The sequence below is a fragment of the Chitinibacter tainanensis DSM 15459 genome (assembly GCF_000429785.1).
Classification (GTDB): domain Bacteria; phylum Pseudomonadota; class Gammaproteobacteria; order Burkholderiales; family Chitinibacteraceae; genus Chitinibacter; species Chitinibacter tainanensis.
The window spans coordinates 339921-353980 of record NZ_KE386953.1 but is presented as its reverse complement, the minus strand read 5'-3'; the positions used below and the strand labels follow the sequence as shown (position 1 = coordinate 353980).

The 14060-nt window shown below is 54.8% G+C and carries 12 protein-coding genes; 9 read left to right on the top strand and 3 right to left on the bottom strand.

Annotation, left to right across the window (positions count from 1 at the left end; translation table 11 throughout):
* Positions 1-2 precede the first annotated feature (2 nt).
* Positions 3-386, bottom strand: a complete 384-nt coding sequence (locus G482_RS0116420) for a DUF6394 family protein (RefSeq protein WP_028450945.1) — start codon at positions 384-386, stop codon at positions 3-5.
* A gap of 1132 nt (positions 387-1518) precedes the next feature.
* The gene (locus G482_RS0116415) at positions 1519-2157 is read right to left on the bottom strand and encodes a LysE/ArgO family amino acid transporter (RefSeq protein WP_245575304.1); all 639 of its coding nucleotides are present in this window, start codon (positions 2155-2157) and stop codon (positions 1519-1521) included.
* A gap of 126 nt (positions 2158-2283) precedes the next feature.
* Here G482_RS0116415 and G482_RS0116410 point away from each other — a divergent pair, with 126 nt between their 5' ends.
* The 6 genes from G482_RS0116410 (at position 2284) to G482_RS0116385 (ending at position 8517) form a co-directional block, all read left to right on the top strand.
* The gene (locus tag G482_RS0116410) at positions 2284-3180 is read left to right on the top strand and encodes a LysR family transcriptional regulator ArgP (protein WP_028450943.1); all 897 of its coding nucleotides are present in this window, start codon (positions 2284-2286) and stop codon (positions 3178-3180) included.
* A gap of 198 nt (positions 3181-3378) precedes the next feature.
* Entirely contained in the window at positions 3379-4071 is a 693-nt protein-coding gene (locus G482_RS0116405; RefSeq protein ID WP_084414798.1) for an energy transducer TonB, read from the top strand.
* 11 nt (positions 4072-4082) lie between these two features.
* Positions 4083-4754 carry a MotA/TolQ/ExbB proton channel family protein gene (locus G482_RS0116400; RefSeq protein ID WP_028450941.1) on the top strand — a complete coding sequence of 224 codons (672 nt, stop codon included), beginning with the start codon at positions 4083-4085 and terminating at the stop codon, positions 4752-4754.
* Entirely contained in the window at positions 4741-5172 is a 432-nt protein-coding gene (locus G482_RS0116395; protein WP_028450940.1) for an ExbD/TolR family protein, read from the top strand. Before G482_RS0116400 ends, G482_RS0116395 begins: the two co-directional genes overlap by 14 nt.
* Before the next feature lie 250 nt (positions 5173-5422).
* The gene (locus tag G482_RS0116390; protein ID WP_084414777.1) at positions 5423-7690 is read left to right on the top strand and encodes a TonB-dependent receptor; all 2268 of its coding nucleotides are present in this window, start codon (positions 5423-5425) and stop codon (positions 7688-7690) included.
* A 146-nt stretch (positions 7691-7836) separates the two neighbouring features.
* Entirely contained in the window at positions 7837-8517 is a 681-nt protein-coding gene (locus G482_RS0116385) for a Fe2+-dependent dioxygenase (RefSeq protein ID WP_028450938.1), read from the top strand.
* A gap of 96 nt (positions 8518-8613) precedes the next feature.
* Here G482_RS0116385 and G482_RS19220 read toward each other — a convergent pair whose 3' ends face one another.
* Positions 8614-10053 carry a hypothetical protein gene (locus G482_RS19220; RefSeq protein WP_156905432.1) on the bottom strand — a complete coding sequence of 480 codons (1440 nt, stop codon included), beginning with the start codon at positions 10051-10053 and terminating at the stop codon, positions 8614-8616.
* A gap of 181 nt (positions 10054-10234) precedes the next feature.
* Here G482_RS19220 and G482_RS0116375 point away from each other — a divergent pair, with 181 nt between their 5' ends.
* The 3 genes from G482_RS0116375 (at position 10235) to G482_RS0116365 (ending at position 13859) form a co-directional block, all read left to right on the top strand.
* Positions 10235-11581, top strand: a complete 1347-nt coding sequence (locus G482_RS0116375) for a hemolysin family protein (protein ID WP_245575303.1) — start codon at positions 10235-10237, stop codon at positions 11579-11581.
* A 407-nt stretch (positions 11582-11988) separates the two neighbouring features.
* Positions 11989-12624: a uracil phosphoribosyltransferase gene (upp, locus tag G482_RS0116370; RefSeq protein WP_028450935.1), complete on the top strand. Its 636-nt coding sequence runs from the start codon at positions 11989-11991 to the stop codon at positions 12622-12624.
* Positions 12625-12626: 2 nt separating this feature from the next.
* Positions 12627-13859 (top strand): uracil-xanthine permease family protein, encoded by a 1233-nt coding sequence (locus G482_RS0116365; RefSeq protein WP_028450934.1) that lies wholly within the window; start codon positions 12627-12629, stop codon positions 13857-13859.
* Positions 13860-14060 lie beyond the last annotated feature (201 nt).

Genomic DNA, 14060 nt, shown 5'->3' with positions numbered 1-14060 from the left:
GCTTAACGGCGATGTTGCAGCGTTTCGCCGATCAGCAGCACCACCGACACCACATTGGCGGCCAGGGCACCAGCAGCCAGCGACACCACCATTGAGGTGACTCCCGGCGTCATGCCGGTGCCGCTGACATATTCGGCATGGCCCCACACCAGCGCGGCCGTCACCAGCTGCAGATCGGCAACTAGGCTGGTGGCCAGATGCAAGGCGCCGACCTGAGTGCGGTCCCCAAACTTGAGCGCAGTGGCGATGAAATTAACCACAATCGCGGCAAATAGCTCAAACACATCATGCTGGTGCGGCACATCGATCTGCCCGAGCACAAAGCCGAAATTTAACGTGCAGGCCAGCAGGATAAAAAAACCGAAAATGACTTTTTCAATATTCATGGCAAGGCTCGCGCGGGGGTATGGCTGTGAAATGGCGGATTAGCGGGCTTAGCGCCCGATACTGCTGTTGGTAGGCATTGTGGCCGAGCCCTGACAGGAGTTCAACCTTGGTCGCCAAAATCGTGAATTATCCACCCCTCGCGTGGATAAAGCGCGCCCGCGCTTGTGGATAGTATCGCTAAGCCCTTGATCTGCCGGCAAAGTGCTAGATTGGTGCAAAATCGGGCAGTACGCCGTGATTTACTCACCCGCAGCGGGCATAGCGCATGGGGTAAGCTGTGGGCAACTAGGCTAAGGCGCTGAATCCAGAATGAAAAAGTTGGGTGATTAAAAAATAAGCAATTGGGCTAGATTGAGGATGCAGTCATGTTCATTCCGATCATCCACCGGCCGCGCTGGTGACTTTATCCCCGCATCTCACTAAGCCGCGCCCAGCTTGCTACGCAATTCATCCCCGTCAGGCGGGGGTAGACGCGGGCATAAGCTGTGGATGATGCAGCTAATGGCTTGTTCTGATGGCATAAAATGCGCCTGACTAAAAAATAGGCAATGAAATCTGCCAGTGGCAATTCATCCACGCCGGCCGGGCACAGCCAGGTGGGCAAGCTGTGGGTAGTTGGGCTAAGTAATTGATTGCTTAAAGTTTAGTTGTTGCGCCTATTTTTTAATCAGTGTGCGTGATGCCGCACCAAGCCGACTCCGGCTGCAGTGAGTCTGGCTCGGCATCAGGGGGTTTAACACCAAGCCCCGCACTTTATCCCCGCCTAGCGGGCACAGCTGCGGGCATAAGCTGTGGAGCAATGCGGTAAGTGGCTGATGCGGCAGCGGATCTTGATCTTGCCTAAACTTTAGGCGCTGAGTGTGGTCGGCGCGTTTTAGTGCTGAAAGTGGCCAGGTTAGGTGGTTTGGCCCGGACTTTAGGCGGTCGGAGAGTAGTGCATAGCATATGCCCTTGTTCAAGGGCGGTGGCAATGAGGGGAGTTTATCCCCGCCGTACACAAAAAGCGGGTATGCCCGCGTGGGCAAACTGTGGGTAAGCCGTTTAAACCTTTGTTTGGACATAAAAAAAGCCCGCTGCCTAAATTTTGGTCAGCGGGCTGTGGGTTGGTCGTGCGGGTTCAGTCGCGAGGGCTTAGGCGAGGAAGGGGAAGAAGCCGCTTAAACGCAGTAGCGACAAGCCGATCGCGCCCATCATCAGCGCAATCAGGCCATCCAGAATGCGCCAGGCCAGCGGCCGAGCGAACAGGGGGGCGAGCTTGCTGGCGCCAAAGGCCAATGAGAAAAACCACAGGCAGGAAAAGCTCACCGCGCCCAGTAGAAACATCGGCTGATTGGCCGGCGCTTGCTGCGCGCCAATGCCGCCGACCAGCACCACTGTGTCGAGAATCGCATGCGGGTTCAGCAGTGAAAAGCCCAGCGCGGCCAAAATCACGCTCTTGGTGGTTTGCTGTTGCTCGGTTTGGGTATCTAGCTGCATCGCTGTGGGGCGAAAGGCTTTTTGCAGGGCGCCCCAGCCAAACCACCACACAAATAGCGCGCCACCCAGCGCCATCCACGCTTGCAAGCCCGGCAGCATTTGCAGCATTTTGCCCATGCCCAACATACCCGCGGCCATCAGTACGAAATCACACAGCACGCAGGTGATGGCGGCCACGAAAATATATTGCCGGGTAATGCCCTGGCGCAGCACAAAGGCATTCTGGGCGCCGATGGCCATGATCAGGCTGGCGCACAGGCCCATGCCTTGAAAAAACACACTGCTATTCATCATCTACACACATGGTTTGTTTGATCCAATTGGCATGATTGTGCGCAAGGGCGGGCCAAAGATGAAGAATATTTAAATTTCTTTGTTTACCATTAAAATATTTAAATATTAAGCCCAGCCGGAGCCGCTATGCAGTTTGATCATAAACAGACCGAAGCCTTGCTGGCAGTGATGGATAGCGGCAGCTTTGAGCAGGCCGCCGCCAAGCTGCATCTCACCCCGTCGGCAGTTTCGCAGCGGGTGCGTCAGCTGGAAACTGCGCTGGGGACGCCCTTGCTGGTGCGCTCGCGGCCCTGTCGGGCCACCTTGGCCGGGCAACAGCTGGTGCAATATTTGCGCCGCGCCCGCTTGCTGGAGCAAGACTTTCTGGCCGGGTTTTCTGGGGCAGCCTCGGCGACCTTGAGTGTGCCGCTGGCGGTGAATGCCGATACGCTCAGTACGTGGTTATTGCCCGCGATCAGTGATTTTCTGATCAGCGAGAATGTGTTGCTCAGCCTTACGGTGGACGATCAGGATCACACCCATGCCCTAATGCAGGAAGGGCAGGCCCTGGCCTGCGTGGCCTCCGAGCCGCAACCGATGCAAGGCTGCTTGGTGCATCCGCTGGGCATTTTGCGCTATCGCATGTTGGCCTCGCCGCAGTTTCATGCCCGCTGGTTTGCCGGCGGCTACAGCCGCGAAGCGGCGCGGCTGGCGCCGGTGATGGTGTTTAACCGCAAGGATGCGCTGCAAGCGGATTTTCTGCTGCAGCGCTTTGGCCTGCGCCCCGGAGCTTACCCTGAGCATCATGTGCCGGCGAGCGAGCCGTATCTGCAGGCGATTTTGCTGGGGCTAGGCTGCGGGATGGTGCCGCATCTGCAGGCTGATCCACTGATCGCGCGGGGTGAGCTGATTGATTTGGCGCCCGATCAGCCTACCGATGTGATGCTGCATTGGCATCACTGGAAAGTGCAATCCCCGCGGCTGGAACGGCTCACGCGGCGCCTGGTGGAAGTGGCGCAGCAGGTGTTGCTGCAAGCGCATTAATCAGCCTAGCGTGCCCCCACCGGGTATAAGCTTCCAGGCTAATATCACAGAGCGATGGCGGGCAATACCCAGCATATGCTGACGGTATGCTTGCATGGCTATGTCTTTATTTGCTAATGGTAATAATTCTCAAAAACTGTTGCAGATGAGAATCAAACTCGGTAATATTTGGGAATGATTCTCGATAACTCAAAAACAATGCTGGCCGTACTAGCGGCCCACGGGGTTTTGTTGTATGGCGCCGCCCACTGGCAACGCCCACAGGCCGAGCCGCAGCCGGTGTTTTTGCAGGCGGTGCCTCTGCCGATGGGGCAGGAAGCCGCACCAACCGAACCTAAGCCCCCGGCACCTTTGCCCAAGCTGAAAGAAAAAATCCAGCAGGTGCGGCAAAAAGTGCAGGAAAAAATCGCCAAGCCCACCAAGCCGGTAGTGAAGCAAGTCATGGCCGCCACGCCTGAGCGAGCCGCCACCCTTGAAGTTGCCGCCGCGAAAGAGGGCACGAAAGAGCTAAAAGAGCTGCCGGCGCCAGCGCCGAGTGAGCAAGCCAATACCGGGGTAGCCAGTGCGGGGCGTGAAGGCAAAGCCCGCGATGCCGAGCCGGTGTTGAGCGCCCCAAGTTTTCACGCCAATTACCTCAATAACCCCAAGCCGCCATATCCGCCGGCCTCGCGGGCGCTGGGAGAGCAAGGCCTGGTGCGCTTGAAAGTGGTAGTTAACCCAGACGGGCTGCCTAGCAAAGTGGAAGTCGATAAGAGCAGTGGTTTCCAGCGTCTGGATGCGGTGGCCGAAGCTACGGTCAAAAAATGGCGGTTTGTGCCGGCCAAACGGGGCGATGAAGCGGTGGTAGGCACCGTGATCGTGCCGATGAATTTTTCACTTGAGAAGTCGTAAGGATTGAAGCAATGGATTTATCGCTGGTATTGCACTCAGGCGACCCGATTTTGCAGTCGGTGTTTGGTCTACTGATTTTGATGTCGGTTGTGAGCTGGGTGGTGATCGTGGCCCGCGCGCGGCAGCTGTGGGTAATTAAGCGCCACCAAACGCAATTTATGCAGTCTTTCTGGGAAGCCAAAGACTGGCAGGAAGCTTTAAATCTGGCCAGCAAACATCCAGCGCCAGCGGCCAAACTGGCTTGGGCCGGCGCCGATGGCCTGCGCCACTATCGTGCCCATCAGGAAGGTGGCCTGGGCAAGGCGGTGTCGCTGGATGATTATCTGGTGCGCAAACTGCGCACCCGACTGGGGCAGGAAACCGCCACGCTGGAGCGCGGCCTGACTTGGCTGGCAACGACCGGCTCGGTGGCGCCGTTTATTGGCTTGTTTGGCACGGTGTGGGGCATTTATCACGCCTTAGTGGGTATCGCCACCGCGGGCAATGCGTCATTGTCGACGGTGGCAGCGCCAATCGGTGAAGCTCTGGTGGCCACGGCAGCCGGTCTGGCTGTCGCGATTCCGGCGGTGATTGCCTACAACGCTTTCGTGCGCAGCAACCGCCGCTTTGGCCAAGAGCTGGATGGCTTTACCCATGATCTGCATGCCCAGTTGCTGACGGAGGGTGGTCATGGCGTTCGGTAGTTTTAATCAGCAAGACGCCGCGCCGATGGCCGAAATCAATACCACGCCGCTGGTGGATGTGATGCTGGTGCTGTTGGTGGTGTTTATTGTTACGGCGCCCGTCATGACGCATGCAGTGCGGGTGGAATTGCCCAAAGCCACTGCAGCGGTGGTTGAGCAAAACAAGCAACCGATCCGGCTGACGCTGCAGGCGAATGGCGGCCTGCTGGATGAACAGCAGTTGGTGGATCCGGCCAGCCTCGATGCACGTTTTGCGGCTGCCTTTGCCGCCGACCCGCTGACCGAAGTGCATTTATATGCCGACAAAACGGTGCAATACGAGCGGATTGCCCAAACCATGGCCGCCGCGCAACGCGCCGGTCTGACCCGCATCGGCCTGATGACCAGTGGTGAGCCTACGGCCGCCAGCGGTAAATAGCCATGCGCTCCTGTTCAAAGCGCTTGAACCGCGGTGAATCTGCCTGTCGGGGCTGGCTATGCGCTGAGTTTGACTTTGCTATCCCGGTCGATCGGCCGGGCGAGTAGGGGGCGGCTACGCCGTAAATCTCAGCGATAGACCACTGACATGGCGGGTTCATCCCGCCATTGTCGTTTCTAGCGCTGCAGTTTTTTCCATCACCCGGAAGTGCTCTCTGCTTCCGTTTTATTCACTCTAACTACAACTCAAAATGACCATGAAAGACACGAAGAAAAAACCGGCGGGTATCCGCCATCTGGCCAAATATCCGGCCGCTGCGGCCCTGTTTGGCGTTGTTGCCGGTACTGCACATGCTGCTGAGGTTGAGCTGAAAACGGTTGAAGTTAAAGCCACCCAAGCCAGCCAAAATGGCACTGCCGATACCTATGTGGCGCCAACCGTAAGCGTGGGCCGCACCAAGCAAGAAGCCCGCGATGTACCGCAGTCGGTGACCAGTGTAACGAATCAGGTGATGCACGATCAGGATGCCAACACCCTGAAAGAAGCGCTGCGCAATGCCGTGGGTGTGACTTTTAATGCGGCCGAAGGCGGCGCCAGCGGCGATGGTATCCGTATCCGCGGCTTTGGTGCTTCCAATGATCTGTATCTGGATAACTTCCGCGATTCAGCGCAATACAACCGCGATACTTTTAACACCGATACGTTGGAAGTACTGCGTGGCCCCGCTTCAATGCTGTATGGCCGTGGCTCAACCGGCGGGATTGTTAATCAAGTCAGCAAAGCGCCATTCCGTGGCGATCTGAATCAGCTGAGCACGACCATTGGTACTGATAGCTTCTATCGTGCCGAAGGCGACTTTAACCGCGCTATCGGTGAAAGCTCTGCCGCGCGTCTGACGGTCATGGGCCAGAAAGCGGGTAGCTTCCGCGAAGGCGCCGAGATGAATCGCTGGGGTTTCGCGCCTTCGGTGAAAATTGGCATCGGTGAGCCAACCGAAATCACGCTCTCTTACCTGCACTATCAAGAAGACAACGTGCCAGACTACGGCGTGCCGTACTATCGACAAGGACCGGGCGTTCGCACCGTACTCGATAAGAATGGCAAGCCAGTACAGCAGGCCGTGCCAAGTGAGTCATTGCATGGTACGAACAAGCCAATCGATCGCGTTGATACTTTCTATGGTCTGAAAGATTTTGATAGCGAGAAAACCCGTACCGATGTGCTGAGCTCGATTGTGCAGCATCAGCTGGCACCGAATATGGTGCTGAAAAACAGCACACGCTACGGCCAGTATGATCTCGATCTGCGGGCGAGCGCGCCAGGCCTCTCGTTTGCAACTCCTAATGAAGCCCTCAGCGATAGCACCAAAATCACTCGTGGTCGCAAGCTGCGTCAGCGTGAGCAGGAAATCCTCTCCAACGTAACGGATCTGCTGTGGGATTTTGAAACCGGCACCATTCGCCACAATGTACTGGCCGGTGTTGAGTTCACCCGCGAAACTCTGCTGAGCACAGGTCGTGCCCAACTTATGAATGGCTCTACCTCCAACTGCACCCTGCCAAGCACCACGGTGGGTAACCCGGTGACCGGTGGCGTACCCAATTGCGCTGCGCCAGTGAAAACCGGTGAAGCTGAATCCACCGCCGACACCGTGGCCTTCTATTTCCAGGACATGATTGATCTGGATACCAAATGGAAGATCCTGCTGGGTGCACGTTTTGACAATTTCAAAGCCCATACCGAAAATCGCGATGCGAACGGCGTGCAAACCAGCCGTCTGGGCCGTACCGACAATGTATGGAGCTGGCGTACAGGCCTGATCTACCAGCCAGATCAGCAACAATCGTACTACCTGTCTTATGGCACTTCGTTCAACCCATCGGCTGAAGCCTACTCGACCGATCCACGCGGCGAGAAAACTGATCCAGAAAAGAACGCCAACTACGAGTTGGGCGGGAAATGGAATCTGTTTGATGGCGATTTGGCTCTGCGCGCTGCGCTGTTCCGCACGGTGAAAACCAACGAACGGCAAACCGACATCGAAGTGGGCGTGGCCAAGCCTTTCCTGCTGTCTGGCAAACGCCATACCGACGGGGTTGAGCTCGAAGCTGCGGGTCGCCTGACGGATAAATGGCAAGTCTTTGCCGGTGTGGCACTGATGGATCCAGTGATTGATAAAGTGGCCGGTGCGTCGCCGAAGTCACGTGAAGGCAATTTGCCGGATAATGCGCCACGTTATACCGGTAATGTTTGGACGACTTATCAAATCGATGGCAACTGGAAACTGGGTGGCGGTTTTAATGCCATGGGCAAACGCTATGCCAATCTGGATAACACCGTTTACCTGCCAAGCTACGTACGTTGGGATGCGATGGCTGAATGGTCTAACCGTGATCTGAGCGTGCAGCTGAACGTGTACAACCTGTTTGATACCGACCACTATGAAGGTCTATATCAAGGCTTTGCCGTACCAGGTACCGGTCGCTCAGCGCGTGTGACTGTTGGGTATAAGTTCTAAGCCTATATAAATCAAGCGTTACCTAGGTATACATGCCTAGGTATGTTTGAATCACAGCCGGGAATGCGTGCATTCCCGGTCTGTTTTTCTGAATGTTTGCCGTGTGCGGGCCTTGAGAAAAACAGTTTAAAAATTGGAGAAACATCATGTTGCTGCATATTCCGCAAGTCCTTACCGCCGAGCAGGTGCGCCATTGTCGCCAGTTGCTGGACAACGCCGCCTGGCTGGATGGCCGCATCACGGCCGGTAGCCAGTCGGCCAAGGTAAAAAACAATGAACAATTGCCTAATGACGAGCCGGCCGCCGAGGCCGTGCGGGCGATTATTCTGGCGGCGCTGGAAAAAAACGAGCTCTTTTTCTCGGCCGCCTTGCCCAAGCGGATTTTCCCACCGCTGTTTAACCGCTATGGCGAGGGCATGAGTTTTGGCATGCACGTGGATAACGCCATGCGCCGTATGACGCTCACCGGTGAATGGGTGCGCTCGGATTTATCGGCCACGCTGTTTTTTAGCGAGCCGGAAGAATACGATGGCGGCGAGCTGGTGATTGAAGACACCTATGGTCTGCACGAAGTGAAACTGGCCGCCGGCGATATGGTGTTGTATCCATCCAGCAGCTTGCACCGGGTGGAGCCGATTACGCGCGGCCAGCGGGTGGCCTCATTTATGTGGATGCAAAGCATGATCCGCGATCAGGGCGAGCGCGGCTTGCTGTTTGAGCTCGATACCCACATCCGGCAATTACGGCTGGAGCAGGGGGATAACGCCACCGCCATCGGCCTTACGGGCGTGTATCACAATCTGTTGCGCAAATGGGGTGAGATCTAGGCGCCTTGAAATGCATTGGAGGTCTAGAGATCTCCAATGCAATCAAGTACTCGTGGATCAATAATTAAAATTCAGCACCGTTCTTGCTGTGTTGTTCTATGGAAGTACTTTGGTGCCGTCCGTCATTTCATAGCCAACCAACTCTCGAATGATTCGCTCACCTTTGACCGGCGTATTATTACCGATTTCGTACCAGCGGGTTTCACTGGTTGAGTAGTTAATTACCCATGGGTTGTAAAGTTCTAAAATCCTATGCTCAATCCGCATTGTTTTTGCAGTGCTTTTATCTGTGTAGGGACCTATGTTCGATGTGATTTCTGCCCCACATGCTTTAATATCTCCAAAGGTGGGCAGGTTGAGCGTGTATGTCCCTTTGTAATAAGTCTTTTGTTGTGCAGGTACTCCACTCCCCTCAAGCACAAAGTCGGCTCTGAATTTTGAGCTTTGTGATTGTACGTCGCCTATGCTAAGAGAACCGCTATTTTTCGTAAAATCAAACTGCTCATAATAATTAATTCTCTTTCCTGTTTCATCAACTTGCTCTTCGCCGACCTCTCTCCAGCCAATACCATCTCCTAGCCATCCTTCATATGAAATGGTGGTGATGTTTGGATTGAAAAGTGATTTTGTTTTTGAACGAGTCAGGTTTTTATAGCCGGCATATTCTGCAGTTGTATCTGCTGTACTTACAGCGTACTCGATAGTTCTTTGTTCTGAGCGTGGTAAACCCCAAGAGTTATTTGGTAGTAAGGCCATTGTTCTTTCAATAAAAATAACTTTCTTTATCTTTGCTGAGTCAGAAAATTGCTTATTGTAGCGCGGTAGTTCTGCAACACAAGTTTCTATCGCGGTAGGCGCAGCTAATATTAATTGTGGCTCTGCAGATTTAAATTTTGACAGATTTTCGTCTGATGTGGCTTTTTTTAATGCTAATTTGAAATCTTCACTGGATTTGCTTTCGGATAGAGCTAGTTGTATTTTCTCAATTATCTGGTTTCCGAGTGATTTTATTTTGTTTTTTTCCGTCGGGTCGGTTAGTTTGTTGTAGTCTATTAGTAAAGAGGATTCGCTGATGCTCAGTTCTTTAGCGATCTTGCTCTTTGCTTCTTTGAAGGGGATGCTATTGTTTTCCATTGTTGAAGCAATTAGCGTAGAAAAGGTGCTAATGACTTCGGGGGCGTCAGGCGGCGTTCTTAGAATAATTTTACTTTGAATTTTTGCCTCCTCACCTGTTTCTGGGTTGATTCGGCTGCTTTCTGGGCCAATTTCTGCAACTAGTTGTGACCGTGTTTTTGGTAGAGTAAATTCGCCTTTTTCATTAGTTTTTGACTTGGGTTCGTTCGCGTCGCAAATTAAATTTGAATTCACATCTTCGCATACGATGACGTTTTTGAAGTAGCTGCCCACTACTGTGCCTTTAGTGCTTGCAACTGGTGTCGCTAAAGGAGTACTTGGTGATGATGATCCACCGCATGCCGCAAGGATTGATGTGAGCGCTGCGGCTGTCATTACGGTTGAAGTTTGGATGGCCTTCATTTTTTGCTCCGAGTGATAGAGGAGCTGCAATCTTAATTTTCGTTAACTAATCTTCTGGTTGCAAATTGGTGAATTTTATGTTTCGGCGGATTGGTGGTATATGAGAGTAATCTACTATTTCCATAGCAAATGTGTGATGAGCTTTTAGGTCATTGATGTTGACTTTTCTATGGGAACTTGTATGGTTCTGCTGAATCATATTTGTTTTCTGAAAATCAGTATGGAAATCTTTATTCTGCTGGGCCTGATTGTCCTGAATGGCCTGTTTGCGATGTCCGAAATCGCGCTGGTCACCGCGCGCAAGGCGCGGTTGAGCAAAATGGCAGAAGGGGGCAATCGCGGCGCAGCAGTCGCGCTCGAGTTGGGCGCAGACCCCACCAAATTCATGTCCACCGTGCAGATCGGCATTACTTCGATTGGCGTCCTGAGTGGTATTGTCGGTGAATCGGTCCTGGCGGCACCGTTTGCCGATTGGCTGATGACCTTTGGCGTGCCGGAGCATTTGGCCGACAACAGCGCCACCATCTGCGTGGTGGTCTCGGTGACGTATTTCTCGATTATCTTGGGCGAACTGGTGCCCAAGCGCTTGGGCCAGCTCAACCCCGAAGCCATCGCCTGCTTGGTGTCGCGCCCACTGCGCGGTTTGGCCCTGATTACCCGGCCGTTTGTACGGCTGCTGTCTTTCTCTACTACCAGTGTGTTGAAAATCCTCGGGGCTGATCAGCAGGGCGGGCAAGCGGTGACCCAAGATGAAATCGATGCAGTGCTGGTCGAGGGCTCGCAAGCCGGTGTGATTGAAGCGCATGAGCATGAAATGGTGCGCAATGTATTGCGGCTGGATGATCGGATGGTGACGTCGCTGATGATCCCGCGCGGCGATATGGTGTTTCTGGATCTGGCTGACCCGCTTGAAGACAACCTCGCCAAAGTAGCGCAAGCCGATTACTCGCGCTTTCCGGTGTGCCGCGGTGGGCTAGAGCAATTGCTGGGGGTGCTCTCTACCCGCGAAATCCTGAAAAAAGTACTGCATGGCGAAGCGGTAGATCTATCGGCGCAGCTCAAACCCTGCGTGTTCGTGCCGGAAACGCTAACGGGCCTGGAACTCTTGGCGCAAATGCGCTCCTCGGGCGTGGAAATGGTATTTCTGGTGGATGAATATGGCGAATTGCAAGGGCTGGTGACCTTGCAGGACGTACTGGAAGTCCTGACTGGCGAATTTACCCCAGCCAATCTGGAAGACGCGTGGGCAGTACAGCGCGCCGATGGCTCATGGCTGCTCGATGGCCTGATCCCGCTGCCCGAATTGAAAGATCGCCTGCAACTGGCCAGCGTGCCGGATGAAGACAAAAACAGCTACCACACCCTGAGCGGGATGTTAATGCTGCTCTTGGGCCGTTTGCCGCGTACCGGCGATATTGCGCAGTGGGCCGATTGGTCGCTCGAAGTGGTCGATATGGATGGGCATCGGGTGGATAAAGTCTTGGCGAGCCAAACTCCGCTGGCCGAGCGACTGGATCACAACGGTTAATCTCATCGCCTTTCAAACCTCCGCTGGCGGAGGTTTCAGGCTGCAGCCAAAGTGGAAGCACATTCTTCTTCAAGTCTCGGCCAAGCCGAGCCGAGGAAATATCGCTGTGCCTCTGCAGCCTTGATGTTCTACTCCCGCCCCCTCCTTGCGGGGAGCCTCACTGCGCGAGCGGGGCTGGTCATCAATAAAAAACCTCCACTTGCGGAGGTTTTTATTGGGTATTGGCCGCCAGCGCAGGCAGAGCCAAAGCCGCCTGCTAAGATGAGCTGGGGGTTGGCGCGCTGAGTTGGCAGGGTGGCGCAGGCGGGCTTGATGTGGCGCAAATCCCCTGCAATGACAGGAATTTCCTCAATAGTATTCCGGCCGTAAATCCTTACAATGGCGGCATCAAAACAAGGATAAAAATCATGCAAATCACCGTAGTGAAACACCCGCTGGTGCAGCACAAGCTGGCCCTGTTGCGGGAAGCCGATGTCTCGACCAATAAATTCCGGCTGCTGACCGAAGAGCTGGCCCGTTTGCTGGCCTATGAAGCCACGCGTGAGCTCGCGCTGGAAGACGTCACGATTCAAGGCTGGTGTGGCGACGTGCAGGTGAAAAAAATCAAGGGCAAAAAACTGACCGTGGTGCCGATTTTGCGGGCCGGTCTGGGCATGCTCAATGGGGTGCTCGATCTGGTGCCTTCGGCCAAGATCAGCGTGGTGGGTCTGGCGCGTGATGAAGAAACCCTGCAACCCGTGCCGTATTTCGAAAAATTTGTCGGTAGCCTCGACGATCGCTTGGCGCTGATTATCGATCCAATGCTGGCCACAGGTGGCTCGCTGGTGGCGACTATCGATATGCTTAAGCGCAAAGGCTGCAAGGAGATTATTGCGGTAGTGATGGTGGCGGCACCGGAAGGCGTGAAGCTGGTGAATGAAGCTCACCCCGATGTGCAGATTGTGGCGGCCTCGCTGGATTCGCATCTGAATGAGCAAGGCTACATTATTCCGGGGCTGGGTGATGCCGGCGATAAAATCTTCGGCACCATCAACAAGGATTGAGCATGTTCGCCCAACTCAAACAATTTATCTCCGGCGCGCAAATTCTGTTTGTGGCCTTCGGCGCGCTGGTGCTGGTGCCATTGCTCACCGGCCTCAATCCTGCCATGGCCCTGCTGGGGGCCGGTGTTGGCACTTTGATGTTCCAATTTCTTACCCGCCGGGAAGTGCCGATTTTCTTGGGTTCTTCCTTCGCCTTTATTGGCCCCATCATCTTTTCGATGCAAACCTGGGGGCAAGGCGCGACGCAGTTCGGGCTGTTTTTCGCTGGCTTTATGTATTTCGTGGTGGCGGGGCTGATTCGCTGGCGCGGCATGGGCTTTATTCATAAATTGCTGCCGCCGGTGGTGATTGGCCCGGTGATTATGGTAATTGGTTTGTCCGTGGCGGTGGCCGCTTCGGGCATGGCGATGGGGCAGGGCGGCGGTAAACAGCTGGTGCCGTATGCAACCTCACTGCTGTTGGCGGCGATTTCGCTGGCGACGACGATTGTAGTGTCGGTGTTTGCTGGTGGCATGCTGCGACTGGTGCCGATTCTGTCGGGTGTGGTAGTGGGTTATATCGCCGCTTGCTTCATGGGCGTGGTGAATTTCGAGCAGATCATCAATGCACCATGGTTTGCCATGCCGCATTTTGTTTCGCCCGAGGTGAATTGGGCCGCGGCGCTGTTTATGCTGCCGGTGGCAATTGCCCCGTGTATCGAGCACATTGGCGGCGTGATGGCGCTGGGTAAAGTCACTGGCACCGATTACACCCAATCACCCGGTTTGCATCGTACCCTCAGCGGCGACGGCGCAGGGGTGTGTTTTGCCGGCCTGATCGGCGGCCCACCGATTACCACGTATGCCGAAGTGACCGGTGCGCTGATGATTACCCGCAATTTCAATCCGGTAATCATGACCTATGCCGCGGTGCTGGCGGTGATTCTGGCCTTCTTTGGCAAATTTAATGCCGTGCTGACTTCGATTCCGCTGCCGGTGATGGGCGGGATTATGGTGCTGCTATTTGGGACCATCGCTTCGATTGGCCTCAAAACCCTGATCGATGCCAAAGTAAACCTGATGGCGCCACGTAATTTGGTGATTGTGTCGGTGGTGCTGACCTGCGGGATTGGTGGTTTGATGGTGCAGGTGGGTAATTTCAGCCTGATCGGTGTGGGCTTGGTGAGTATTCTGGCCATGGTGCTCAATTTAGTGCTGCCGGCCGAAGTGCCGGAAGATCCGCAAGCTGAAATCTAAATCTGTTGGGTATAGCCCTGTGGCGCTTATTAGATAAGCGCTTGGGGTTGATACCCTGTATGGTATCTGTGTGGCGGGCCAAGCCCGCCATTTTTATGCCCGTGTGATTTGCCTACAGCCGCCCGGAGCGTCGGCTTCGCGCGCGCCAATGTGCACGCCGATGCGATCAGCTCGGCAGGGCAGCGGCGGCTTTGGTAGAAT

What these genes read in the sequence shown, in the direction of transcription:
- G482_RS0116420 (WP_028450945.1), bottom strand. Translation starts at nt 386, where the DNA reads ATGAATATTGAAAAAGTCATTTTCGGTTTTTTTATCCTGCTGGCCTGC.
- G482_RS0116415 (WP_245575304.1), bottom strand. Translation starts at nt 2,157, where the DNA reads ATGATGAATAGCAGTGTGTTTTTTCAAGGCATGGGCCTGTGCGCCAGC.
- G482_RS0116410 (WP_028450943.1), top strand. Translation starts at nt 2,284, where the DNA reads ATGCAGTTTGATCATAAACAGACCGAAGCCTTGCTGGCAGTGATGGAT.
- G482_RS0116405 (WP_084414798.1), top strand. Translation starts at nt 3,379, where the DNA reads ATGCTGGCCGTACTAGCGGCCCACGGGGTTTTGTTGTATGGCGCCGCC.
- G482_RS0116400 (WP_028450941.1), top strand. Translation starts at nt 4,083, where the DNA reads ATGGATTTATCGCTGGTATTGCACTCAGGCGACCCGATTTTGCAGTCG.
- G482_RS0116395 (WP_028450940.1), top strand. Translation starts at nt 4,741, where the DNA reads ATGGCGTTCGGTAGTTTTAATCAGCAAGACGCCGCGCCGATGGCCGAA.
- G482_RS0116390 (WP_084414777.1), top strand. Translation starts at nt 5,423, where the DNA reads ATGACCATGAAAGACACGAAGAAAAAACCGGCGGGTATCCGCCATCTG.
- G482_RS0116385 (WP_028450938.1), top strand. Translation starts at nt 7,837, where the DNA reads ATGTTGCTGCATATTCCGCAAGTCCTTACCGCCGAGCAGGTGCGCCAT.
- G482_RS19220 (WP_156905432.1), bottom strand. Translation starts at nt 10,053, where the DNA reads ATGAAGGCCATCCAAACTTCAACCGTAATGACAGCCGCAGCGCTCACA.
- G482_RS0116375 (WP_245575303.1), top strand. Translation starts at nt 10,235, where the DNA reads ATGGTTCTGCTGAATCATATTTGTTTTCTGAAAATCAGTATGGAAATC.
- upp (WP_028450935.1), top strand. Translation starts at nt 11,989, where the DNA reads ATGCAAATCACCGTAGTGAAACACCCGCTGGTGCAGCACAAGCTGGCC.
- G482_RS0116365 (WP_028450934.1), top strand. Translation starts at nt 12,627, where the DNA reads ATGTTCGCCCAACTCAAACAATTTATCTCCGGCGCGCAAATTCTGTTT.